The 24,149-nt window shown below is 49.6% G+C and carries 30 protein-coding genes and 1 pseudogene; 2 read left to right on the top strand and 29 right to left on the bottom strand.

Features of this window, described 5'->3' with window-relative positions; genetic code table 11:
• Window positions 1-10: 10 nt before the first annotated feature.
• The 28 genes and pseudogenes from LIO98_RS01035 to LIO98_RS00905 form a co-directional block, all read right to left on the bottom strand.
• Window positions 11-1,213: a pyocin knob domain-containing protein gene (locus LIO98_RS01035; protein ID WP_291952454.1), complete on the bottom strand. Its 1,203-nt coding sequence runs from the start codon at window positions 1,211-1,213 to the stop codon at window positions 11-13.
• Window positions 1,214-1,229: 16 nt separating this feature from the next.
• Entirely contained in the window at window positions 1,230-2,051 is an 822-nt protein-coding gene (locus tag LIO98_RS01030) for a hypothetical protein (protein WP_291952453.1), read from the bottom strand.
• A 13-nt stretch (window positions 2,052-2,064) separates the two neighbouring features.
• Window positions 2,065-2,544 carry a hypothetical protein gene (locus LIO98_RS01025; protein WP_291952452.1) on the bottom strand — a complete coding sequence of 160 codons (480 nt, stop codon included), beginning with the start codon at window positions 2,542-2,544 and terminating at the stop codon, window positions 2,065-2,067.
• Between the two features lie 13 nt (window positions 2,545-2,557).
• Complete coding sequence (locus LIO98_RS01020; protein ID WP_291952451.1) at window positions 2,558-3,349, bottom strand: phage tail protein I; 792 nt, start codon at window positions 3,347-3,349, stop codon at window positions 2,558-2,560.
• The gene (locus LIO98_RS01015; RefSeq protein ID WP_291952450.1) at window positions 3,342-4,475 is read right to left on the bottom strand and encodes a baseplate J/gp47 family protein; all 1,134 of its coding nucleotides are present in this window, start codon (window positions 4,473-4,475) and stop codon (window positions 3,342-3,344) included. The genes LIO98_RS01020 and LIO98_RS01015 overlap by 8 nt, the downstream gene beginning before the upstream one ends.
• Complete coding sequence (locus tag LIO98_RS01010) at window positions 4,475-4,786, bottom strand: GPW/gp25 family protein (RefSeq protein ID WP_291952449.1); 312 nt, start codon at window positions 4,784-4,786, stop codon at window positions 4,475-4,477. Before LIO98_RS01010 ends, LIO98_RS01015 begins: the two co-directional genes overlap by 1 nt.
• A 28-nt stretch (window positions 4,787-4,814) precedes the next feature.
• Window positions 4,815-5,219 (bottom strand): phage tail protein, encoded by a 405-nt coding sequence (locus LIO98_RS01005; protein ID WP_291952448.1) that lies wholly within the window; start codon window positions 5,217-5,219, stop codon window positions 4,815-4,817.
• Window positions 5,220-5,221: 2 nt separating this feature from the next.
• Window positions 5,222-5,437 (bottom strand): annotated as a pseudogene (locus LIO98_RS15375) (PAAR domain-containing protein); the annotation flags it as partial.
• Window positions 5,438-5,516: 79 nt separating this feature from the next.
• On the bottom strand, window positions 5,517-5,969 hold the full coding sequence (locus LIO98_RS01000) for a hypothetical protein (protein ID WP_291952447.1): 453 nt from the start codon (window positions 5,967-5,969) through the stop codon (window positions 5,517-5,519).
• Window positions 5,970-5,980: 11 nt separating this feature from the next.
• Window positions 5,981-7,072 (bottom strand): contractile injection system protein, VgrG/Pvc8 family, encoded by a 1,092-nt coding sequence (locus LIO98_RS00995; protein ID WP_291952446.1) that lies wholly within the window; start codon window positions 7,070-7,072, stop codon window positions 5,981-5,983.
• A gap of 367 nt (window positions 7,073-7,439) precedes the next feature.
• Window positions 7,440-7,649: a tail protein X gene (locus tag LIO98_RS00990; protein WP_291952445.1), complete on the bottom strand. Its 210-nt coding sequence runs from the start codon at window positions 7,647-7,649 to the stop codon at window positions 7,440-7,442.
• On the bottom strand, window positions 7,646-10,273 hold the full coding sequence (locus LIO98_RS00985) for a phage tail tape measure protein (RefSeq protein WP_291952444.1): 2,628 nt from the start codon (window positions 10,271-10,273) through the stop codon (window positions 7,646-7,648). The genes LIO98_RS00990 and LIO98_RS00985 overlap by 4 nt, the downstream gene beginning before the upstream one ends.
• Window positions 10,274-10,436: 163 nt before the next feature.
• Window positions 10,437-10,715, bottom strand: a complete 279-nt coding sequence (locus tag LIO98_RS00980; RefSeq protein ID WP_291952443.1) for a phage tail assembly protein — start codon at window positions 10,713-10,715, stop codon at window positions 10,437-10,439.
• 15 nt (window positions 10,716-10,730) lie between these two features.
• A complete protein-coding gene (locus tag LIO98_RS00975) occupies window positions 10,731-11,255 on the bottom strand; it encodes a phage major tail tube protein (RefSeq protein WP_291952442.1) in 525 nt (174 codons plus the stop codon).
• A gap of 11 nt (window positions 11,256-11,266) precedes the next feature.
• On the bottom strand, window positions 11,267-12,757 hold the full coding sequence (locus LIO98_RS00970) for a phage tail sheath family protein (protein ID WP_291952441.1): 1,491 nt from the start codon (window positions 12,755-12,757) through the stop codon (window positions 11,267-11,269).
• On the bottom strand, window positions 12,757-13,026 hold the full coding sequence (locus LIO98_RS00965) for a hypothetical protein (RefSeq protein WP_291952440.1): 270 nt from the start codon (window positions 13,024-13,026) through the stop codon (window positions 12,757-12,759). The genes LIO98_RS00970 and LIO98_RS00965 overlap by 1 nt, the downstream gene beginning before the upstream one ends.
• A gap of 3 nt (window positions 13,027-13,029) precedes the next feature.
• Complete coding sequence (locus tag LIO98_RS00960; protein ID WP_291952439.1) at window positions 13,030-13,614, bottom strand: hypothetical protein; 585 nt, start codon at window positions 13,612-13,614, stop codon at window positions 13,030-13,032.
• Window positions 13,614-14,201, bottom strand: a complete 588-nt coding sequence (locus tag LIO98_RS00955) for a phage tail protein (RefSeq protein WP_291952438.1) — start codon at window positions 14,199-14,201, stop codon at window positions 13,614-13,616. The genes LIO98_RS00960 and LIO98_RS00955 overlap by 1 nt, the downstream gene beginning before the upstream one ends.
• Window positions 14,198-14,626, bottom strand: a complete 429-nt coding sequence (locus tag LIO98_RS00950; protein ID WP_291952437.1) for a hypothetical protein — start codon at window positions 14,624-14,626, stop codon at window positions 14,198-14,200. Before LIO98_RS00950 ends, LIO98_RS00955 begins: the two co-directional genes overlap by 4 nt.
• Window positions 14,627-14,780: 154 nt before the next feature.
• The gene (locus LIO98_RS00945) at window positions 14,781-15,836 is read right to left on the bottom strand and encodes a major capsid protein (RefSeq protein WP_291952436.1); all 1,056 of its coding nucleotides are present in this window, start codon (window positions 15,834-15,836) and stop codon (window positions 14,781-14,783) included.
• Entirely contained in the window at window positions 15,836-16,225 is a 390-nt protein-coding gene (locus tag LIO98_RS00940; RefSeq protein ID WP_291952435.1) for a head decoration protein, read from the bottom strand. Before LIO98_RS00940 ends, LIO98_RS00945 begins: the two co-directional genes overlap by 1 nt.
• Entirely contained in the window at window positions 16,225-16,827 is a 603-nt protein-coding gene (locus LIO98_RS00935; protein ID WP_291952434.1) for a hypothetical protein, read from the bottom strand. Before LIO98_RS00935 ends, LIO98_RS00940 begins: the two co-directional genes overlap by 1 nt.
• Complete coding sequence (locus LIO98_RS00930) at window positions 16,796-17,332, bottom strand: head maturation protease, ClpP-related (protein WP_291952433.1); 537 nt, start codon at window positions 17,330-17,332, stop codon at window positions 16,796-16,798. The genes LIO98_RS00935 and LIO98_RS00930 overlap by 32 nt, the downstream gene beginning before the upstream one ends.
• A complete protein-coding gene (locus tag LIO98_RS00925) occupies window positions 17,307-18,839 on the bottom strand; it encodes a phage portal protein (protein WP_291952478.1) in 1,533 nt (510 codons plus the stop codon). Before LIO98_RS00925 ends, LIO98_RS00930 begins: the two co-directional genes overlap by 26 nt.
• Window positions 18,840-18,883: 44 nt before the next feature.
• Entirely contained in the window at window positions 18,884-19,108 is a 225-nt protein-coding gene (locus tag LIO98_RS00920) for a DUF6148 family protein (protein WP_291952432.1), read from the bottom strand.
• 12 nt (window positions 19,109-19,120) lie between these two features.
• Window positions 19,121-21,019 carry a phage terminase large subunit family protein gene (locus tag LIO98_RS00915; protein ID WP_291952431.1) on the bottom strand — a complete coding sequence of 633 codons (1,899 nt, stop codon included), beginning with the start codon at window positions 21,017-21,019 and terminating at the stop codon, window positions 19,121-19,123.
• Window positions 20,994-21,530 (bottom strand): hypothetical protein, encoded by a 537-nt coding sequence (locus LIO98_RS00910; RefSeq protein ID WP_291952430.1) that lies wholly within the window; start codon window positions 21,528-21,530, stop codon window positions 20,994-20,996. Before LIO98_RS00910 ends, LIO98_RS00915 begins: the two co-directional genes overlap by 26 nt.
• 364 nt (window positions 21,531-21,894) lie before the next feature.
• Window positions 21,895-22,533 carry a tyrosine-type recombinase/integrase gene (locus tag LIO98_RS00905; protein ID WP_291952429.1) on the bottom strand — a complete coding sequence of 213 codons (639 nt, stop codon included), beginning with the start codon at window positions 22,531-22,533 and terminating at the stop codon, window positions 21,895-21,897.
• Window positions 22,534-22,640: 107 nt separating this feature from the next.
• Here LIO98_RS00905 and LIO98_RS00900 point away from each other — a divergent pair, with 107 nt between their 5' ends.
• Together LIO98_RS00900 and LIO98_RS00895 are read left to right on the top strand one after the other, a co-directional pair.
• On the top strand, window positions 22,641-22,847 hold the full coding sequence (locus LIO98_RS00900) for a type II toxin-antitoxin system HicA family toxin (protein ID WP_008710032.1): 207 nt from the start codon (window positions 22,641-22,643) through the stop codon (window positions 22,845-22,847).
• An 11-nt stretch (window positions 22,848-22,858) separates the two neighbouring features.
• Complete coding sequence (locus LIO98_RS00895; protein WP_291952428.1) at window positions 22,859-23,299, top strand: type II toxin-antitoxin system HicB family antitoxin; 441 nt, start codon at window positions 22,859-22,861, stop codon at window positions 23,297-23,299.
• Window positions 23,300-23,704: 405 nt separating this feature from the next.
• Here the strand turns inward: LIO98_RS00895 and LIO98_RS00890 are convergent, their stop codons facing one another.
• On the bottom strand, window positions 23,705-24,130 hold the full coding sequence (locus LIO98_RS00890) for a hypothetical protein (protein WP_291952427.1): 426 nt from the start codon (window positions 24,128-24,130) through the stop codon (window positions 23,705-23,707).
• Between the last annotated feature and the right edge of the window lie 19 nt (window positions 24,131-24,149).

The raw sequence follows: 24,149 nt of genomic DNA, 5'->3' as shown, positions 1-24,149 counted from the left end.
CCTTTTCCCCTTACGCAAATTCTGTAGCAGAAACTCCGTACCACGTACCCATATTAAGAGTAATTAACGTAATGATATTTGTTGTAGACGGTTTCAGTACAGGCGCTTCTCCATTTGCCCACAGAATATCACCCCACCACTCGACACCGGGCGTTGTAGAGGTCAGTTTCAAAATTAATGTAACTGTACGTGCTAGTGGTTCAGACACAGCCCTAACTGGGGGAACAGGTGCGTCAGGGTCATCTGGTCCTTCTGGTTCTACAGGGTCTAATGGAATTTCAAATGATACATCTGCTGGAACATTTCCAGTTGTGCTTAGTGTAGCTACTATCACCTGTCCATTATCAGGATTTACTTCGATTGACCCAACTGTCCCTAAATTTTGTATTTTTTCCTTCACTATGGAAGTGTCTGCGACGGCGGGGATATCATCCATAGTCGCCATTTGCTTCCAAGTAGACCATTGGGTTGCATCAGCATCGAACACTCTATAGAATACAATACCAGTATAATACATATTCACTGTTTGTTTTATATAACTACCAGTAGGAACAACAGTATATATGACCTCCATATTAAAAGAACCTGAACTAGGAGTATTAGTAACGGTATTTGCAACTGCATTTCCACCGCAAGTATAGTGTCCTGCTGTCTTGTATGTATTAAGGTCAGCGTTCTCAGGTATTGCCTGGTATTCAGGTCTATATGCCGAATAGGCGACCCCGGTGAGATTCCCGACGATGCCGCCGGGAAACGATTTTTCCCCCGCAAAGGACTGCGGGCCGGTTGTAACTATGCCCGCCTGTGAGACCGACGCCTCGTTTAGTACCGGTGCGTCTCCTTTTATTTTGTACCATGCATAGCTTGCTGCTGTGGTGGGCGCTGTGGGCGAGCTAATTACACAGGTGCCCATGTAGTCGTTAGGCGTGGTTGATATTTGTGTGTCTGTCGGATTGGCGACGGCGGAATAGCGGATGTGTAGATAGGAGCTGCCTCCAGCTTCACCCCGCAAGGGACCGATGTTTATCCAGCCTTGGGCTGCCGGTCCCCATAGACAGAGGTCGTCGCCTACTTTATAGCAGTCGCCGTCGGCTCCGGTGGGATGGGCCGCCCTCATTTCCGCCTCGGTATCATAGTAGTCAAGGATAACTAAGCGCATCACGAGGCTTTTTTCTATTACGCCGCCGTCTTTTGCTTCAAGTATTTCGGGCATTGTGTCACCTGCTTTCTTACGCCGTGCGCCGCCAGATGTAAGCGGCGAAGTAAGGCGGCATGTTGTTGTGCGCCTCACCGCCGCCGGTGTTTTTAACGGTTATTGTGTGGGCGTGCGCGCCGCTTTTTCCAATGGTGATTATGTGCGAGTGGTCGCCGTCCGGCGAGGTGTTGTACCAGTTGTTGTCGTTGTCTCCTCCGTCAATGCCATGTCTGTTTCCTGGGCTTCCCATGTAGTTGCCCCACGGGCCGGTTCCCGCTTCGCCGTATGTGCCGTGTTGGTGTCTTCCGGTGGTACTGGCCGACCCGGAATGAGTATGCCCGTCGTTCTGGGTGCTGGTCGCGCTGTGCCCATGTTCCGGCATTTCATTCACGGTGAGGATGTGTTTATCCTCACCGCCCGTAGCCCCCGGCGCATAGGATTGCCCCGCTCCGACGATGAATCGGCCCTGTATCTGCTCCCATTTGCCGAAGCCGAAGAGCGTCGCCGGACTGGTCGCGGCGACGGAGATGTATATCGCGCCAACCGGATAGATTGTTTGCAGGGTTTCTGCCAGCGTGGCGATACCGAGATTTTTCCGCGCCGTCGGGACGTCATGCACATCGCTCAGGTCGTTGGCCTTTTTGAGAGTGGTATCTATCTTTTCGTCTGTCGCCACTTCGAGCGCGGCCAGATCGTCACCGAGGGCTTTAAGTTGGTCTCTTAGCCATACGGTACGATTGGCGATGTCCTGCAGGGATAGGTTTACCGTGCCGGTGCGCCCGCCCGTGACCGGTTCGTTCTGGCCGACTTCGCGCACGCCCTCCTCCCATACGGAGCTTTCAATTATGTTTGCCATCTTCAGTCAATCCTTAGAACGTGATCTGCCAAAAGCCGATGATCTTGTCGGTGTTGCTCTTGGGCAGCGGTTTTTCGCGGATGACGCGCGAGAAGAGGCTGCCGTCGGCGCAGAAAAGGCCATATTCGGCGATGTCCATACCAACGGCGGTATCTATGCCGAACACAAAATGGAACTGTACGACGCGGGGATCATCAAAGATTGTGCCATCCTCTGCTTCAAGCCCAACACCGACACGCGCCTCGGAGACATTGACCTTTACGGCTCCGGTGATGCCGGTATCACTAGCATCTGTCGGAGAGCCGCCGGTCCCAACGCCCACCTGCGCGATGTGCATGCCGGTTTGACCGCTCAACAGCTTTGCAAGCGCGTTGCGCCCGCTGGTTACGATTAGGTTATCTTTTCCCGTGTGGATTATCTGCCCATCGCGGATGACGCGAAATACGAGCCGCCCCTTTACCTGCGGATATTCCGCCGCTGCTATTGTTTTCATTATGATTTGCCTCCTAGACTATTATTTTTATCGTTGTGATGGTGCGTTCGCTGCTCTCGACAACATCTTCGATTTGTGTTGCGATCCTGGCCTTAATTAATTCGGACTCTTCATCCTGGCTGTCGTAGCGAATTGTTCCGTCGTAGGCCAGCCCGTCCTCGCCGTAGTAATGACGGAACCACGGCGATTCGTTGAAAAATGGCTGTATCACCGCATAGAACTGTTCGCCGTCGTCGAGAGGTACGGTATCGGAGAGCTGAGGGGATAACATTGCCGAAAACTTGTCCTCGGCTTTCTCTTCATCATTGAGATAGAGCTTTAAGTCTAATGATATCAACTGGCTTCGTGCTGGTTTGTAGGCTTCAATGAACCTTTTCGCGTCATGAATCAAAGTCTCATCAAGTGGCGCGAGCTGAATCGCAAAGGTGTAAGGTTTGCTGTCCAGCTGCCAGTGCTCTTGTATGTCTATGCGCTGAAAGCCCAGAGTTTTCAAGGCCGTGGTGATGGCCCAGCGTGTACCCTTATAGCGGTGTATCATGAGGGAGGTCTTGGCTATGTAGCGTTTTTGCTCCAAGCTAAGATCTACAGGCTCATATACGTCGGCGTGCCATTGCCACGCAAGATGATCCAGCCAATCAGAGGGCAGCTCGTCGATACGGCTGTAAATGGGCAGCTGACCTATCAGGCCGCTAAGATAGTGCAGGTCGGGGTCTATTGCGCGCGCTGCCTGCAAGACCTCCTGATATATGCCGATTGACGATGGCAGTATATCTTCGAGCAGGATATCCCTCGCCGTTTTAGCCATCTTCCAACCCTCCGAAAGTCACCGTTGCTTCGCTGTCTGCAATGGCGACCTGTGAGCCGGTCAATACGGTATGTTGGGGCTGCGTAACCTCAACGCGCAGAGCGCCTGCAGACATTACCATTCTTATCAACTCGCTGGGATTGATGTCCCGTCCGAGCTTTGACTTCTGCCAGAGCTCGAAATCTGCGACAGCCGCAGCGACGGCTTTTTGTATCGACGCGGCAGATGTCGCGCTTTTGTGCGCAATATAGTAAATTAATTCGGTATGATAATTTATCTCGTCCGGGGCTTGCACAAAAACATGGTCACTTAGCGGACGAACTTTTTCATCGTTTAGGACCCCATCGATAAGATTTAATATTTCTTGCGATGGTAGTTTTCCGTCTGCCATAAGCGGGTATACGTATACGTTTCCGGGCTCATCCTCCGGGCCTATGACGGCCACGTCGATAATATCCTGGTGCGCGGTTCGGGCCCAATATTCATAGGCCCCCGACGCCCCCGCAACGGAAAAGCTCTCCGGGGCCATTTGCACGCGCTCGCGCAGAGATTCGTCGCTCTCCTCGTCCGCGCCGCCAGTTGTGGCGGATCTGTTTTCTACTCCGGCTATGTATGGGACAGGATCTACCAGATATTTTATCTGTCCGGCTATCATGCCATTTCTAGCTTCTCCAGTTTCGGTGCAAAATGCCTGTACATCGGCGTATGTATCACCGCTATATATCAGCACATCTTCCACCGAGGCAAACATCAGCCCGTTGCCGCCGTCGCTGGCGCGCGTACCGGCAGGTATGAGCACGGGAAAATCTAACGGCGCGGAAAGTTTGAATCGCAGCGTCGTTGTCGTGGCGGCTGCTTTCAGGCGGTCTACACCGAGCAATATACCTAAATGCTCCAAATAATACCCCGTGGCATAAGCGAGAAGGTTCTGCTTCGCGGCATAGTCAATCAGGCTGCGCTGGTGAGCAATAATATAGGCGATTGCTTCAAGAAAAAGCCGCACAGGATCTCCTTGATAAAGAGTAACCTGTGCGGTTTTTTCATACCTAGATATTATCTCTGAAAGAATCAATTCTGGGTCTTTATCCGTAAAACTAATGTCCGGCAGAGTCGTCAAAGAGTTCATCAGAGATACTCCTCCTTTAACTTCCAAGAAATGACTGGTACAACCTTATCGTCTTCGGCGTCTGATATTACCTCGAAAGCAACGCTTATTATCTCTGCCCTCGGCTCATACTTATCAGCAGCGCTATATATAGCACTCCGTATCAGAGCCATAGCACGAGGTGACGGTTCGTCAAGCGCATCCATCTCTAGGCCAAAATCCCTGTCGAGCGGTACGGAATACTTCCGTGTCGTGAACAATGTTGTTAGGCAAAGGCACACATCTTCTATCACATCTCGATGTGAAAAAACGTCTGCTTCCAACTTTGACAATCTCAATGTTTGAATTGACGTATTCATACTATTTCCTCTCTACGTACTCTTTTAACGATAAAGTAAGTTCTGCAAAGAGCGTTTCCCCGCGTTTACCAAAATATTTTCGCGTTTCTGATAAACTTTCGAGATAATATTTTCCAAAAATATCCTCGCCGATAGTTAGCACTCCGACCTTTCCCTGCAGCACAATGTCTCTCAGCTTTTTTATCTCATCTTCTACCGTCGCACCACCAAGAAAAAGGACATTTAGGCGAACAGGAAGTGAGACCTCATCTGTTTCTGGCCCAACAAATTCTGCAATAGGTTTCGCACCGAGGACACTATGCACCCCCCAACGAGCCGCCGTTGTGCGTTGTAATTCAGAGAAAGTTCGCACCGTCTCAACGCTTGCTTCAAATACCACATCGCCAAAAGTCCCTACGGTTGCCATATTTAGTCACCTACTTTAAACCTGTCTTCACCTGTGGCAACGCTGGAACCACAGGCCACAGGATCACGTACCCTACCAACCTCTTTACCATGGATACGAAAACGAGGTGCGCCTCGTGCAAGTAGGCTCCCATGAGTTTCCGGAATACTGGGACATGTATGAGGGGCCCATGCATCGCCCTGGAGATGCACCTCTTTCCCACTCAAAATAAATCTTGTTGTCCCTTCGACCGAAGGTCGCGGGGGCCATCAGCCGTGTCCAGTACACATGTCCCCTTTTCGTGTTACAGCTGGCATCTTACTCCTCCTCTAGCGGTGTAGGCATATCCCCGTTAAGCCATGAAATCACGCCTGGCAAATCAAGAAACATACTGCCATTGTCAAATTTCAAGAATTCTCCGCAAAAGCCTTGTATCTGCACAACCTTTTCTTTGCGGTCAATAAGTATGTGCGCGCCGCCTTCAAACTCTATGTAATAACGATCCCTGTTTTTGCATATCGGCTGGTCCTTTTTGCTATAAACAGCCCCAAGACATATTCCACGCTCAACACCATTTCCCATTAGCAGGCAGAACACTTGCTCATTAATATCGGGCAAGTAATACGCATGATTTTTTTGTGAAAATGGAATGATCATTTGCAATGGGCCACTCACGAGGTTGGAGGCATCGGGAAACACTACTCGCACAGTACAATTATTTTCATCGACTGAAGAGACGCGGCCAACCCGCATTCTGCTTTCTTCATTCATCTTCCCACCTCTTATAAAAGGCTATCATGTTGTACAACGATTTTTTGCTTATTCTTCTTCTTTTTCTTCGAGCTTTTTGACGAAGCTGTTTCGTTTATTTCAAGTTCGACTTGATATCCAGACTCGGAATAGCTATGCTTCGCAGATACTATAAAGTATCGCCCGTCGAACTCACCCCAACCAGAGCACTCGATCACACCGCCGCCAACAGCACCTGGCATTCCCGTCAATGTGATATGGCCACTGTTTTCTCTCTTATTTGCGTTTCTCAGTCGCGCAGTTCCGAGTGACTCAGCCTCCGCTACTGAAATTACAGATTGATTTATTTCCAGTGTTTTGCCATTATCCGGTGCGTCGTCCGCACTTACCGTTGCGGATTGTGTTTCGTCCAAAAGCGAATCATGATAGGTCACATTCGCTGCCTTATAAGTATCGGTAGTCTTGCTACGAAAAGACGTGCTTATTATTCGACTGTCTCCTCGATGAACAGTACAGACAGGTTGTTTTTCTTCGTAAAGACTTTCTTCAAAAATTACTATCTGGCCAGCGGTGCATTTACAAGCAAATCCGGCATCGCGACAAAGCCCCTTGAGAAAATTTAGATCTGATATCTTTATCTGATCTTTGCGTGTATAAACTGGATTCCTTGTTGAATCAAAAAATAGCGTGAGTGCATTGCTATTTGCTATTTCTTGTGCAATATTTTTTAAGTTGATATTTTCCCACGCCTTTGTTTTAAGCTGACCAACAGCAGAACTAGTAATGGGAGTCGCCACGGCTTTGACTGTGATCTGCATCGGCGGTTCGGAAAATTCAATTTCATCAACTTCAAAACTTCCACAGGGTAATGATAGAGTTTTCCTATTTTTGCCATAGCTGTAAAATTCTATAGAAGCTTTTATTTTATCCCCTTTGGACGGAAACCATGGGGAAAGCCATTTGCCGTTTTTATCTTCGAGCGTAATCTGGATATCGTCTGATTCATCCGAAGATTTATCTGTGTAGTCAAAGGATAAAAGATATGGGGCAATGTCAGCAGAGATATTAACCCCTTCATAAATTATCTTTATTGCAGTGTAGCAGGCTGTGTAAAATTCTGACATCGAATACCTCACTCACAACAAATAAGCCGCCCTAAAGGGCGGCCCATTTATCTACTATTCATTTTATCTTATCTTATCGTTAGTAAAGTCTTTCAGAAAAAAGAAAGAATACCCAGCATAAGGATGCCACAACTCCAATTACCGCCCCTATCAAGCTGAACGGCGTTGAAAAAAACAGAAGTTTGAGAAGATACAATCCGACAATAAGCTGGATCAGGGTCCAGATTATACCAGGTCGATTCAGTTCACGTTCCCTTTCATAACGAGCAATACAACGCAACTTTTCCCTCCGTGCTGCACTTTCGATCTCAGTTTCAGTAACTGGGCGCATCTTCCTCACCTCCATTTTGTGTAGTACAATTATAATTCATTTCTTCCATGGAGGCAAATCGTTAACGACAGAGACTGATATCTCAGGTACGCGAAGAACAACCCCAGCCGGGAATACGGTTCTGTTTATTTCTTCTGGATTCGCGTCAATGAGCTTGTCCATGCACATTTCTTTGCCGACATCAGGAAAGAGCCGATAACAGATCATATCCCACATATCGCCTTGCTTGGTCGTATAAGTGCTCATGCAAAACTCCTTCTTTCGCGTTCATGCGCCAGTCGCTGTAGCGCACGTTCAACTTCGTTAGCGACATTTTTCCCTGTTTCCGGAGTACCTCCTTGTACATTGATTGTAACGTTTGGCGAAAAAGTTGACGTTCGGGTATTCCAGTTATTTTGTTCTCCTGTCATCTCCCAGATAGAGCGCCCTCGACTATTCCACGGAATGATGGATTCGGGTTCTTTGCCGTCTGCCACCATTCCAATGTGTGGACGGTTGAATATTCCTCCGGCAGCGTGGGCAGGCACGCTTGCCATCTTCGGAGCGGAAATCTCTCCTCCGCCGCCAAAGAAGGCTACAACCGCGTTGCCTGCTCCTTTTAGAACACCCCATGTCGCGTCTACAACGTTTCGTACGCCTTCAAATTTCTGATACAGCACTGACATAACGGCTACAAGCCCTGCAATTACCGTAATGGTGAGTCCTATCGGATTGGCGTTTAAAGCTGCGTTTAACACCCATTGCGCTGCAGACCATAATTTCGTAGCGGCGCTGACGGCTAGTGTATATACCTTATATGCTATAAGTTTTCCTACATCTAGCAACCACCTTCCGGCGGTCATTGCCCCATTCCATAGCCATTGAGCTGCAGATGCCCCTTTGGCAGCAAGCTTATATGCCGTAGTATTTTTACCCATTTGCACAAGAGATCCGTTCGCCAGGTCATATGCGGCCCGCAACTTATTGATACTGTTGGCAGCGGTGAGGTATGGCAGCCTTATTAAGTCAGCAACAAAGCCGCCGCCAACGCGGAACACTTTTAGCGCAGCTCCGGCGGCCACAAGCTTTACAGCATATTCGATCAGTTTGGGATGCGCTTGGGCAAATTCTCCGAAAGCCCTCGCTCCGCTTACCGCTCCTGCCGACAGCTCTTTTACTACTGGCAACAGCGAAGTACCCAATGTTTGCTGTATAACATCAGCGGAATTTTTTATCAACTCAAACGAATTGGTCGCAGTTCCGGCCATGGATTCAAACTCTTTTTCCATACTGCCGGCATAACCATTTTTTGTAAGAGCTAAGTTTTTCTTGAACGCACCAATATTTGAAAGCATTGGTGCTATCGCCGCAATACTTTCCTTGCCAAAAAGGTCACCTAGTAGAGATGCACGCTGTTCTGGCTTTACCTCCGCGATTCTCTCAAGGACACCAACCATAACTTTTTCTGGGTCCTTCATCATTTCTCCAGCAAGTTTTTCAGGATCTATTCGTAATTGTGCAAATGCTCCCACTTGCGTTTTTGTCGCTGAGGCCCCGGATGTAAGCGCAAGCATAAAATTCTTTATGCCAGTAGCTGCAATCTCTTCAGATTGTCCCGCGCCTATGATCGTAGCTCCCATTGCCGCTATTTGACTCCCTGTTACGTTGCCAACTTTGCCCAGCGCGCCAATGCGACTTACTACCGACGATATCTGTGCGGCATTTGCCGCAGAATTATTTCCCAGATAATTGATTTGGTCGGCAAGTTCTACGACCTGCTCTTGATTCATTCCCAATGCGGAGCGCCATTTTGCCATCCAAGCGCCAGCTTGCTCTGCAGAGACATCGAAAGCTACACCCATTTTCGCCGCTGTTTCCGTGAATCCGAGCAAATCTTTTTTAGCAATATTGCCCTGGCCTCCAGCTGCATAGATTTCTCCCAGCTGCTTGGTGGTCATCGGAATGCGTAAGGAAAGCTCCTGAAGGTCTTTACTTGTCTGTTTAAACTCTTCCGGGCTGTCAAAATCTACAACCTTTTTTATTCCGGCCATTGTGCTTTCAAATGCCGCCGCTGACTTAACCGTCGTATAAAGAGCTCCGCCAAGCGCCATCACAGGCGCAACCTCAGCCTGAAGGCTGTTGAGCGACATCCTTTCCCTTACCGCATTTAGCTTGGCCTGTGAGTTGCGTAGCCTCTCTTGTGCGGCCGTAGCCCTCTGTGCCGCGGTTGCAATTTGATTCTGGACAAGGGCCAGGTTCTTACCTGAGATCCCAGCCTTTGCCATCTCCGTACGCAGTGCACTCAGTTTTTCATGTTGTTTACTAAAATCCTCCCTTAATTTTTGGGATGACTTTTTCGCACCATCTAACTCTTTTTTGCTAGCCGAAGTTTCAACGCGCACATTATTAAGGCTGACGCCTACTTCCTTGGCAACGGATACCGAGTTCTTGTATTCATCCGTTGCCTTCCTTACCGCTTCTTTTTGTGCAACAATTTGTGTCTGTAAAGACGCTCTGTCGCCGGTGTTGCTTTTATAGGCTAGCTGTAGTTCCGAAAGCGTTATCTTTTCAGCGCCGAGTGCGTCACGTAACGCAACAGTATTTGCTAAGGCTGCTTTATATGCGTTTTGCATTTCCTGCAGCTTCGCCTTTTGTTCAGAATATGCGGTTTTGAGATTTGCTATCGCCGATTGAGATTCTCGATATTTTTGCAGCGTTTCAGAAAGAGATCCCTTTAATTTCTGCGCGTCAGACAATTTGCTCTGCGCTGCATTCAGGGTCTTTACCTTGTCGGAAAGAGCTCCCAACGATGTGGCCACAGAGTTGGAGGCGGAGCTGATATTTCCGTTCACCTTTCCGGTCAATTCTATTGCAATTTGATAGGCTTTCAACTTTCCGCCTCCTTTTTCATCTCGTTAATTACCTCTATCCACATCATAAGGCTGTTTAACGGCATATTCATCCAATACGTAACTGGCGTATAGGTTTCGGAGCTGGAGCACCACAGTGCCGCCCTCCTTATTTTTTTTATGCCGCTGACAGGAAGGGAAAGGTCTACTTTAGCAAAAAATTGCCAACCGACAAAGTAATAAGAGAGTAGTCTTTCGCCGGCAGGCTATGAAAAAACTCAAGCGGCAGTTTGGCGGCTCTCGCCGCTACAGCCGCTTGAAAAGGCTTACACAGTTCAGCAAAATTTCCTAAGCCCCCGCCTTCGGATATGGCGATCCTCTCTGCCGCTTCAAGATCCGCGCCTGTGAGGTTTTCAAGATTTAAATCAACTTCACTATAGGTTTTTCCTTCAAAAACAAATTCCTTAGATAACATAATCTTCATTCTTTAAATCCTCCTTTAGTTTCCAAGCCCAAGGTCTTTGCGTATCGACTCAAGATAGTCCACATCGTTGACGCGGAATATATAGTTATATTTGTCAAGCTCTACAACTTCCGCTCCGTCAACAACTACCTTTATGTACAGTATCTCAAAAGAACTCTCGCTGTCAGATGATTTGCCAACATTGAGCGAACCAAGACCAAATTTTTTAGGCACCGCTTTTGTCGTAATTTTTATTGGATAGCTCTCCAGCTTGCCTTCTCCGGCGTTATATCGCTGCACAGATCCCCTGCATTCCAAGCTATGCGCCTTTTGAGCCATTAAGTCACTGGCTTCTTTGGTAACAGTCCTCCACTTCATAGAGAGCCCCATTGAGCCAAAATGCCCGATGACAGGGATTTCAGCCTCTCCGGCTATGCCTGCTCCAGACATTGATTCCGCCATAGCTTCAAAGTCTGGCAGGGTTACTTCCGCTACTCCATAGAGGATATTGTCTTCGTTATAGATGTTGAAGTTAATATTTTTGTCCGGTATTTTAGGCATCTATTCCACCTCTATTCCTCTCCAAAAAGGCTTTTAATCTGGCTCACATCATATTCCAACACAAAATCCAATTCCCGCATCGGACTTGGAGGTGTCACATAGACGTGTAATGTCACTATACCGTCCATGAGGCTTGTTGTTGGATTTTCACTTTCGATAAACTTCACTTTGGGGTGTCCGATAAGGCACTCCTGGGCGGCAAGTCCGTTTAGCCAGATGTTGATGGAGTCAACCATAGTTTCTATCGTGCGGTTAACTATTGGATAATCTACACGCTGGAGCCATGTTGTGATAAGCGTATTGCTGATCCAATTAAACATCCTACGTATCGGAATGAACGTATCTTTAGGGTCCGTACTAGACGGATATATCCCTGTGCGGTTACCCCAAAAATGCCACCCACCATTGTTCAGCGCGGTTGTTATTCCTTGACCGTTCAAATAATTACCCTGCTCCTGAGTAAGGTTAATCTCGTTTCCTGCAGCGTCACATATTCCATCAATCGGTAGTGTCATATTTGACGGCGACTTTACTGGTATATTGTTCCATTTATTATCCGTACTCCCCAAAAGGCCAGCGAGCAATACAGAAAGATGGTATCGGTCATCACCCAGCGTCGCCATCGGCCACGAAACAACCTGAAGCTCATTCACGAAATTTTTGCTGGTTTTGAGGGCGGGAGCATCGGTATATGATATCGCTCCATCCGATCCACAGCCGAGATCCACCAGCGCAAGAGCCTTATAGCAGCCGGATATTGATTCAGCTTTCGCTTCCATAACGGCGGCTACACCGGAATCTTGCGAGAATTTGGGGGCCACGAGAGAACCGGGGACAAGCTGGTATTTTGGATAGATGAGATTTACCAGTTCCAACCCTTTGTACTTTCCGCTTGCTGTATCGTATCCACCTATAATGTCATTTTTACTTACGGACGAAGGCTTTAGCACAGTATAACCGACATACAACTCCGTCATGTTCTCCGCTGTTCCGCCTTCCAGTACGTTTATTACGCAGTTACCATGAGCATCGTAGGCCACGGAATAGTCTGTACCTGCCGTCAACGCTTCTCCAGATTCGCTGGCTTTGACTGTAACGGTACTGGAGATGACATCGGCACCAAGGTTTATTACCTTATCATCCACAGCCATCGCTGCGATAGTTTTTACCTCTATGTGCGATGTGTTTTCTGGATCGAGCACGTTGATGAATATCGCTGGGGCAATTCCAAAAAGCGCATATTGCGCTTTAATGCATTCGGAGAGAGTGTAATCTCCCCATCTTGCTGAATCGCTGACGAACCCCAACGAGTCGCACGCTTCGTCATACGTATAGCATAGTATCGGCATGTTTACCTTTTTAGCCAGATCCTCCCCCGCTCCGGTTTTGCTGAGATGCAGCGGAGCCGTGCCTATAAAAACAGGCAACGCAGAATCTACTGTTACAGGAGGAAGTATGGAGGTCGGGACCTCTCTTGCGTATGCACCATGCTTATATACCACTATATATCACGCTCCTTTGCTTGTTCTGCTATTAAGTTGTATAGCCTATGTGCTTCGCTGCCTATCTTCGCAAGTTCGCGGCGAAAAGCGTTCAGCCTGTGGATCGGGACTATTACCTTTTTTATTTCTTCAATCCGTGCAGCGGCATTATTTACGTTTTCAGGCAAGTATCCCCTGTAAATTGCAAACTGCACGAGTCCAAACTTAGGAATGCTCGGACCACAGTAAATAACTGGCTCATCGTTAGACATGTTAATTTTTTTTGCCATTTCTTAATAACCTTCTTTCTCGTTGAACAGGCGCGGTATGCTCCATACAGTAACCATTTCACCAAACCAGAATGGACGCACAACTTCGTCGTACAGCTCCCATGTCTGAGGAAGCTGTATTTCATACCTTTCGTCAAGCACCCTGTATTTTTGAAAGAGCTGACGCATGCGCTCAAGAATTATGACGACCCATTCCAGCCCCTCATAGCATGAATTTGAATCCTCGTAGACACCAACTGTGATGGATACTGTCAGTTCATCCAGCATTGACTCACTGTCTGCGTCACCAGAGCATTTAAGCGGACGTATGATAATGGCAGGAAATATCTCTCGCGCCTCTTTACGCGTGTAGCCGCTCTCACCATCCGCCAGCTCGTCATCATCATCGTCAGCTGCTATTTTGTGAGGCAATTCGTTCCCGTCTTTGTCTTCCGTGCGCGGCATCATCGTCTGGGCTCCGGGCTGCGGTAACGCCATGGTGTAAAAATGAATTGCTTGCGTCTTTTCATCAGGCGCAGGTAATTTAAGATCCCCCAGATGCTCCCGCAGAAAATCTCTGATAGCATAGACAGTATGAAGTGGGATCATCACTTGCCGCCTCCTAAAATCAAATCTATCTGTCGGTCGAGTTCAACACTGAAATTCATTATCGCCTGACCCAAGAGAAATTCCCGTATGGAATCATTTCCAAAAGCCTGCGGAATCGACAGCGAATAGCGCTGCTTTATGGGCAGGCTTTTGCCTTCCTTTCTGGAGAATACTCCGATATGTCCGTTATCCAGCTTAGCGATGAATGCAAACGGAAGCGCCTTTTGAACTCCAAATTTTACACCGGCGACAATCTTTTTCCGCTGCGATATGCGTTTGCCCGACTGGACAGGTGGCTTTTTGGGATTCACATTGAACTTTATCAGGGGACGCGGCGAGCCTTCAGATATTATTTCGCATAACAGATTGTTCGGAGTTGCCCTTTTTATCACCATAGTCCTGCGAACTTCTGCAGGCTTCACCGCGTAGTTCGCACAAACCGCTTCTACTGCCTCTTTTCTGGCTTTATACGCGGCATGATTCAGGGCCCTCATGATCGCTTTAGGAGCTCCTCCATGAATGTGCTGCAGCGCATTATACGCACGCTTAAACTCTTCATCGGGAACTTCAAAAGAAAGGAGAATCATCTAACCAACCTCGCAGACAAGGTAATCTCATACACTCCGTTGTACTCGATGGCGCCGACAATGTAAAATTTTCTGCCGTCAACCTTTATCTCCTGTTCACGCCTTGGCGTGCCGTTGTATTCGTCGGCACGTATGAAAAGCAAATACATATCCGCCTGGATACCTGATTGCTCGACAGATACTGTCGAGCGGCTATTTCCCGCAGCTGCCATTGCCATTTCATATTTATCAAAAAGGCAGAGTATACGCGCACCGTTGATGTCGTGATACTCTGCCATTTCCGTGTCCGTGAACCAAACGGCACCCTTGATAAGGTCGTCGGCGATATATCCTTTAAGCGTCTTGAGGGGTTCCGTCGCAGCCGGTCCCCGGCTCTGCTTCTTTGCCGGGAATACCGCTTCCAGGTTCCTTTCCATCGTCATCATCTTCTTCCTCCGGCTCTCGGAGCAAGATGCCGCCGGCAAGCAGACGATCTTTATCCGCTTTGGTAAGATCGGTAGCCTTTATTCTCTCTCCTGCATACCTCATCTTGCCGTTTTTGTCTAAAAACCGCCACTTCGGCGCAACGATGAAGGGCATTTATGCCACCTGCCTTACAGCCCAGCCATCGACGTTTTCCGGCATCGGCAGCGGGCGAGACTGCAGGCGCAGAGTCCGCGTCGATGCGTCTTGGTCGAAGAGCACAAGCGGAACTCGTCCAAGCGCGACGGTCTGGAACGCGCCGTTGTCGTCCATCTGGGTGATCGCACCATAGTACATTTTATTCTGCGCAGCGCGCGAGCCCATCAGCACGGTTTTTTCGGGAACAAACGGCGTTACGTTGCCCGTCTCAGGATCAACATACGTTCCGTCGTAGGCGTATAGGTCACAACCGACGATAGGCAGTCTGCCGATATATGTTACGAGCGTACTCCGTATAGCAGGAGCCAGCTCTCCCATCTTATAATCCTTAATATCGAACATATTCTTTACGTTTGCATGGTGCAGGAACATCAGCGCAGTATTGGAGTCGGTGAGGATGATATCCGGGCCTACTCCGCTATTCTTTACGATCTCAGCCCTCCATGCTACCATCTGGTCAATAGGCTTCGCGCTGTCTGAGGTCCAGAGGTCCGTCCCCGTCAGTATCTCCTTGTTCGTAAACTGGTAATCGATCTGCATCTCAAGCGCCGTCCCCATCGGCACCTCTGCCTTTATGGAGATTTTTCCGTTAAATAGCAGCTCGCGTACCATCCACTCTTCGCGGAGGCTTATCGCCCTGTCCAGTTCGTCGTAGTCGTCGGCCTCCAGAGTACGAGCTCTCTCTGCGGGCGTCTTGCTCGAATATACGGCCTCACCCATTTCACGATTTTTCAGATCCTCCGCCGTGATTACTCGTTCAGGCGCTATCTTAGGCGGGGTGAGCGTTCTGGTCGTGAAACCGTCGCGCTTCATCGGAATGCCTCCGACAAGCGGCGCTACGAAGGGGGCCATTACATTGTTTCCCTTCTTATAGTCAAAATCCACCTTTTCCGTAGTGAAATACTTCGGCGCGCCGCCGAAGAAGGTATCACGAAAAAAAGATGGGATCGGGCGTATATCCCTTACCGCTTCCAGCATTGCCCTCGTGCGGGTGATGTCTATAGTTCCTGCCATTATGCCACTGCTCCTTTCTCATTTACGCCTTTGGTCATGTAGAGCCCCAACCGCTGCATTTCCAGCTCGTGATTCTCATATGTGTCGCTGCCGCCAAAGATGAGCGCGTCGCGGTAGAAATATCCGCAACGGTACGCGACTGCATCCGTCAGTATTGCCGTATCGATATCCTCCGCTAATACGCAGACAGGACTCTCAGAGCCATCCGTAGCGGTACTGTCAACGGGCACATATACGCCCGTTGCCGTGATCTTTCCAAGGACTGTCCCATTTTTTATCTCTCCGGTATCTTCGGCCAGCGTAACGCCTATATGGTCGATGGGATACCTTGAACCCGCGATCAGGTTCGTTGGATCGACGCTTCCCAGTTTCGTATAAAGATCTCTCATTATTTCTGTTCCCTCCGTTCTTTCAGTTCTTTTTTCAGAGCCTCAGCCCTTTTACTCTCTTCGTCTGTAGGCTTTGGATTTCCTATCCCGTCAGCGGTAGAGGCGGCACTGATGCCATCAGCACCGCTGTTCATTGCATCTTCTTTACGCTGCATAAAGGCTACGGCTCCCTGGGTCTTAAGCGCCTTCACAACCTTTGCCGCAACCTCGGCGGCGGGCGTCCCGTCTGCTTTTGCGGCTGCTATAATCTCCTCCGCCCCTGAAATTGCCAGATCCTCAATCGCGGCTACTCGCGCACGCTCTTCGGCGACAGCCGCCGATACTGCATTCGCGATCAGCTCCTCTACATTTGCAGGGGGACTCTGTGGCTCTGCCGCTACAGAAGTGGGATCTGTGGCAGGTGCACCCGCCAGTGTTTTGTCTTCTACCGTCATGCTTTTTACCTCTCTTTCTATCTTTTCCAGTAACCCTTTCGGGGCTCTCTTATACCCGGATAGGTCAAATTGCTGCCCATTGATAGATATATTTCCCGGTTTTACTGCGGCAACTGCCACAAGCGGTTCTATCACCTCATCTGCAAAACCCCCTTTCTTTTGCTTCATCCGCGGTCATCCATGTCTCTTCATCAAGGAGGTTTATCAATTCGTCTTTCGCGAGCCCGGTCTTTTGCATATAGGCGGAGAGCATAGCTTCGCGGATTTTATCGAGTATGTCCGCCACCTTTCGCATCTCGTGAGAATCGCCCACCGCCACCGACGAAGGATTATGAATCATCATCATCGCGTTGCCGGGCATGACGATCTTATCCCCCGCCATCGCTATTACGGAAGCCGCCGAAAGAGCGAACCCGTCAACGAAGGCCGTCACATTCGCGGGATGCTGCTTAAGAAGCGAATATATGGCCGTTCCTGCCGAAACGTGCCCGCCGTAGCTGTTTATGCGAACCTGTATATTCTTTACGTCGCCCAGCGTTTTCAGATCATCGCGAAATTCCTTCGGCGTTACTTCGTCGCCCCACCACGAATCTTCGGAGATCGGCCCATAGACTAATATCTCGCCGATTTCCTCTGATTCTCCAGCTTCATTCTTTATCCGGGTCTTGTTCATCTCCCAAAACCGCACTGTCTCCACCTCCGTTTTTCTTCATTCCAGCTATTTCCTTGAGCCGGTTTTCACGTTTTATCTGCTCGACATTGGCTTCAAACTCGCCGCCAGTGAGTTCTGAGGTTTCACGCGCGCCTGTCGAAAAGCCCTCTTCTACTCGTTTGGCCGCCGCATTGACCTCTTTTAACGGGTCCAACTGTCCTTGAGTCGGACCGTACCACTCCGCGTTAAGCCATGCTGAGCGTATAAGCGGGTCAGACCAGAAACCAGGTGCCTCTATCCGCCCCAAAGCTATCGCCTCGGAGATCACCTCTTCGTATATTGGCTGGCAGAAATCACTTATGAACCAACTACGGCGCATTTTGTACATTTTCCACGCCTCAATCAGAGCACCGCGTGAAGCGCTGTAGCTGGAGGTGAACTGTTTCGTCAACACCTCGTAAGGGAGCTCAAGAGCAGCGCCGATCTGGCGGCAGACGGCGACGACAAAATCATTGAATCCCGCGTAAGGGCGTCCGGGATTCACAGTCTGCGCCTTTCCGTTGGGACCGAGATCTACGACTGCACCATTCCCAAGCTCAACTGTATTCTCGTCGTCCTCATCTATCAGCTCTTCATCGGGTACGGCACTCTGTCCAAGCGGCTCGTTAGGTGTTTCGGTCGAGAGAAAAACGGTAAACATTCCCGCCACGACCGCCGCGACAAGTTCAGCCTCCGTATACCGGCCCAGCTGCTTCGCCGCCTCGATTATTGGGGCCAACATCGGCACCCCGCGAGCCTGCCCCGTCCGCTCCATCTCCATTATGTGCAGAACGTTGGGACGGCCCGTCTTTTTTCCATATGCTTCGACGCGCGTCCATTTCCGAGGGATTTTACTATTTACTGAATCATAGGGATGCTGATTGCAGATATGAAAGGCAACCACCTCTCCATCGTCCGAAAATTCAAGCCCCTCGATGATCGTACGGTCTCCGACATCTGACATCTGAGGGTTGCAGACCCGGTCAGCATCGACCAGCAGCACACATGTCTCATAGGGAGTATCTATACGTTTTTTGAATTTAGGGACGACAAAAACATCACCGCTGACCAACCAACTGATGAATGCAAGCTGCTGGAGCTCCGCAAAATTATTGCGTCTTGCGGCGTCGCTGTTTTTGGAACCGGCCCAAAGATTAAATTCCTGCTGCGCCCGGCGCTGCCATTCCTCCGCCTCTTCGTCGGAAAGGCCAAGGACGTTGGCGTGTATTGCTGGCTTAACTTTCAGCCCAGCGCCAATCACATTGGTTCGTATGGTCTTAATCGCGCCGGTGGCAACAAGCGCCCCGCCCATATAAAGGTCACGTGAACGCTGCCGCAGCCGATTTATATTGTCGTCAATATCAGATTTCGGCCCTAAGCTGGTCGAGTCCCAGCCGATGAGGCTTTTTTTCACCATATTGGCCCCGTGATGCGAATAACCGCTGTTAAGGATGTGGTATTTGCCGCGCGAATATGGTCTGCCGAACACCTTATCCAACTTCGTTTTTGTTTCCCGTTTTTCAGCCGGACACATTAGATATCCCTCGGAACTATCCGCACCGTGCGTTTTTTACGTCCGTCATTGTCCAGCTCGCTTTCCAACTCTTTAATTTTTGCCTGTATCGCGGGCAGGTCGGCCCTTGTCACCGACCGCGAGCCGATCCTGTATGACTGCCCCTTGAGAACCATCTCTTCGGCATCAAGATAGAGGTTAAGCCGCTGTATTATGTATTGCCGTCTGGCCTGTGTCAGCGCCATAATTCACCCTCCTTAGATGGATATTCCCTTGCTTCCACGGCTCTTTTTCTTACGTTTTGCCACTGGCGCGACCGTTATGGGAGCATTAGCGCCCCTCATGCCGCGCTGTTTTTCACGTAATTTTTGCAGACGATAGAAGTTAGGGTTGATGATTGCGACTATACCGCGCGCATAGGCGCGGCAGTCAATCGGTTCGTTGCGTACGCCCGACTCTTTTATCCACTCGTATTTCTTGTAGCCTTTGTTGTATTTGAAAACCCGACGCTCCGAAACGAGCCCCTTAAAATAGGTATCCGTATACCCCCGCCTGTGGGCGTCGTCGAGGTCTGCCGAAAGTGGGAAATGACAGTACCCCGCGCCGGGCTCCGTTCTTTTCAGGTCGGAGAGTATCTTTCCCTTTATCTCATCAACGCCTAAGACGAACAGGGTCGCGCGGTTGCGGGTGTTCTGCGTGGCTCTGGCCACCATCGGCACGCCGACGCCACCCTGTCCTTTTATGGCGAAAATGTGCCGGGACTCACGCGGTTTTGTAAAACGATATACGTCCGAAGTGTGGCCACCGTCGCCCGAGTCGATAGCCGCCCCGGCGATGCCTAACTCCGTACCGTCGCCATAACGCCATCTGCGGAGCAGGTATTCATCCAGAGCGTCCCATGCCTCTTGTGTGCTGGGATTGCCCATGATCACCCGGTACTCGATTCCCCATGATTCCCATTCCGGCCCCCATCCAACGACCTCCACCTCAAAGCGGTTATCCTGTACGTCTACACCAGCCGTCAGCAATAACACTCCGTCCGGCACTTCACAGGGGATATAACTGCCGTCCGGCTTGCGATATACATAAGGTTCCTTTCGTTTGGTGACCTCATCTTCTTCGACCTGCTGCCCTGGCTGGGTCCACGTCTCACCAAGCCTGGTGTTGATGAAAACCTTAAGAGGTTCGTTATTGCCCTTTTTCGATTCCGAACTGGCGAAGAGCCATTCTTTTACCAACTCCGGCCAGTCAATAAAAAAAGAGATAAGCGAGCTCGCATGGAAGCCTCTGTCTTTACGCTCCGGAAATTCTGCAATCCAGCGGCCCGTACCACCTTTCCATTCGTATTCTTCGCTGGTCTCCCCACATACGCGGCAACGGTAAACAGGCGCGGACAGATCTTTATAAATCAGCCCAGACCATTCAAGCGGCTGATATTCTCCACACTTCGGGCATGGCAGATTCCAGCGTTCCATCGTGGTTGTCTTATACGCCGGTTCTATCCGGCTTGTCTCTGCGTCACCAGGCGAGGAAACAAGAGCCATCTTACGATCCCAAAAGGTCGTCAGGCGCTTTTCTGCCAGTGATATCGGGTCTCCTTCGGTCCCGGCGCTTGCCTCGTAGCGGTCAACCTCGTCCGCAAGCAGCAGTTTTATCGGCCTCGATGCCAACCCAGACGGAGCGTTAGAGCCAACTATGGACAGAAAGCCGCCGGGGAATTTTTTGTTTAGGATCGTATTATCGCCATCGCGCGTTTTCGGCGAGCCGAATCTATCTTTTAGCTCAGGCGTCGCGCTTATCATCGGCGCGATGCGTTCTTTGGAAAAGGTACGTGCGTCATCCTGTGTCGGTCTGAGCATCAGAATCAGGGCCGGTGAGACATGCGCATAACGTCCGATTGTGTTTAGCAGGAACTCCGATTTCCCCGTCTGACTGGCAAGCATCGCTACGACGGTGGATACGGAGCTGTCGCTTAATGCGTCCATTATTCCCACCAGGTGAGGCGTTCGCGAGTTGCGCCAACGTCCCGGTTCCGCCGCTCCCTCCGGTATATATCTATATGTTTCGGCCCATTCAGAGACACTAATATCCGGAGGAGGGCGGAAAGCGCATAATATCCGCCGAAAAAGGTCAGCGCTCTTCCGAGGGTAGTGCATTTTCTTCGCTCCTCGGAGGCACGTATTTTTCGTTCAGTTCCGTCAATTTAGCCGGGTCCAGGTCAGCTAGCGATTCCAATGCCTCCTGAAGCAATTCGCGCAGTATTGACGCGATCTCCGTCTGGTCTTTTTTACCTACGAGCAGCCCCGTCGCTCGTGACGGGATTGCCAGCATTCTTTGACGGCATGCGATGATTACGTCCGTCATGAATTGCTCAACGACCCGTGACTCGTGAAGATCACCCTGCATGACCGATAGGTTTAGCTGCGCCATCTTGGCCTTTGCCTCGCGCTCCTGTGCCTCCGCCGCCAGCTTGCGCATCTCCAACTCGGAGGTATCGGCGATAACCGCGCCTGTGATCTGCCCCTGCAGATACTGTATATATGATTGAGCCGCAGGTTTTAATTCAAATTCGCCTCGTCCCAATTTCGGGATGATCTTTTTCTTTGCCAGCTGCTGAACGCGCGTCTCTGTCAGGCGAAAAAGGTCGGCAATTTCTTTTGTTGTCAACTTGATATCAGATATGTCCATTTTCGCCCTCCTTTTTTGAATACTACGTGTATGTATATCAAGATAAAATAAACCGAAATGGGGTAATTCCTGAACAAAACTACATAAAAGCCGCGGCTCGCTGACCCGCTTTCGGGGCCCCCCTGCCGGGAGGACCCATGTCACCCCATAAATGCGCTCTATCAGCGGATTTTCTGCCCCTCTGCCCTACCCTTAAATGAACAAGACATAACTAGCATTGTGTCTCGTTCAACAGTGCGTCAGAAACCTTGTGCCAGTCGGGCTTTTTGAAAAACGATGGTTCAAAAAGATGTCGAAGCGCTCAAAACTTTCGACTTTTGGACTTTTCCGCAAAAATCGCGCCTTACCCATTTCGGTTTGAGGTGCTCTTCCACCTTGATGTGCGGGCAAAGTTTATTTTTTCATAGAGCGCGTCCCTGCTCTCATCTGGTATACATGCGTATCTATGAGTGGTTGCAACCGAGGCATGCCCAAACTCTTTCTGTATAACATCTATTCGCACGCCCTTCTGCCATACTTGGAAAGCCCAGGTCTTTCTGAGGCTGTGCATGCCAATAGGGCCTTTTATCCCCAGCTCGTCCGCAACCTGTTTAAGTACGGCCCAAAGCCTTTGTCGTGATATCGGCTTGCACTCTCCAAACTCATTTCTATTGCGCGACAGGACAAGGGGGCAATTCCTATCCACATTCTTGCCCATACCCTTTATGTGCATGTACAACTCGTCTTTCATGTCGTCGGTTATCAGGATGGTACGCTCATGGCCTGTCTTGATCTCTTTGATCTCTATTCGGTCAATGATCTGTACCCGCTTACCCGTTCCTGCGAGTACGTCGTCAACGGTGAGGGCAAGAATGTCGGAGCAGCGAATCCCCCACTGAATACCGATCAGGGCGCCCATGTAGTAGTTTTGATTCCATTCTCTCAGCCGCTTGAGGAAACTTTGTATTTCCGGCTGTGTCCTGATAGGTACAGTCTTTCGCATTCTCATCCCTCCTGTCTGGGAAAATTGTGCTAAATTATTTATCGATACGTATTGACACGTGTCATATTTGTGCTATAATTAATTCATCGAAAGGAGGCGGCTCAACAGTGAAAAAAGAATATCCAGCCAATAAAAGATACACACAAAGCGAGTTCGTAAAAATAGCAAGAGAACTTGGCTGGACGGTAACAGAGAGCCGGGGAAAAGGAAGCCATTACTGGGCCTCCAAAGAAGGACAAAGAGGTTTTCCAATCCCCTATAAAATCTCCATCGGAGTGGATCAAGCAATAAAGAAGGCGCTGGGGCTTAAATAGCCCCGGCCCCTTTGGACAAAAAGATAAATAAAGGAGTTGATAACATGAAAAAGTATCCTGACCGCTATATTTTCCCCGCCATCTTTTCTAAGGATGAGGAGGGAATGTGGGACGTAAGATTCCCTGATCTGGATAATTGCTATACTTCGGCGGATACGCTGGAGGAGGCCATCGACCAGGCGAAATATACACTGGAGGACTGTCTCTATTTTCTGGAAAAAGGTAAGGAGGATATACCTGCCCCCAGCGATATACCGTTAAATCAAAGCGATGATTCCGTCACTCAGCTCGTGGTTGCCTTCATGCCCCCAGTTCGCCGGGCATGGAGCCAGAAAGCTGTTAAAAAGACCCTTACGATCCCAGCCTATCTTGCGGAGCTTGCGGAAGAGCAGAAGCTCAACTACTCGGCGCTCCTGCAACAAGCACTTAAGCAGGAACTCAGGGTTCAATAACAGCAAGGAGGATCGGCATAAATGGTGTGGTATTGCTTAGACACTTACGCCGCCTCCCTTTTACTTATAAGCAAACACGCCCGACTTTTAAAGGTCGGGCGTATCTTAAAAATCGATGATAGGCGCCGCTGCTCCTTTTTAATTCTGTTTTCTTTCGTCTTTTCCATTTTTTATCATGCTCCTTTTGGGTAGGGAGTCATGCGCGCGGCCCGCGTGTTTCGTAAATCTCCCGTCGCGGTCTGGCGGTTCAGCCCCGTCAGCCCGTGATAGGTGGTATCGCTTCGCGGAATTATAAAACTTTCTTCGAGCCATTACTTCACCGCCCAACAAAAAGGCGTCCGCAAGATTTCTCCCGCGGACGCGCTGATTCGATGCTGATATGATATCGCCCGTTTTGAGATAAATCTATGCCATTTTTTCGGACATTATTTCGGACACTTTTTCGGACATCTTTTCGGACATCTTATATCGCCGGTATATCTCCCAAGAGATTTCAAGTAATGCCTTCCGGCGTTTGCGGTAAAACTGCTTTTCCGTGAGATGATGCTTAAAGGCAAACACTTCGATCGAGGGATAACGAAAGCTGCGGCCAATATAATCCATCTCTCTTAATAGCTGTGCATTGTGAGGGAACTCTTCGCCATAAAGGAAGAACACCCGCCGTATCGCGTCAAGCCCACCAACGGAAGCAATAACATTGACGACACTCTCGCCAGTCTCCACGATGATCTGCTGCTGCGGCGTTCCCTTACCGCCATCTACAGGGCCTATATCCTCCGCCGTCGCATACTTCGCCAGTACCATCGCCGCCATCTCTTCCATGTCCGGCATATCTGCATCTCCAAAAAAG

This window comes from Cloacibacillus sp. (assembly GCF_020860125.1).
Taxonomy (GTDB): Bacteria; Synergistota; Synergistia; order Synergistales; family Synergistaceae; genus Cloacibacillus.
This window is presented reverse-complemented; position numbering and strand designations above follow the sequence as displayed.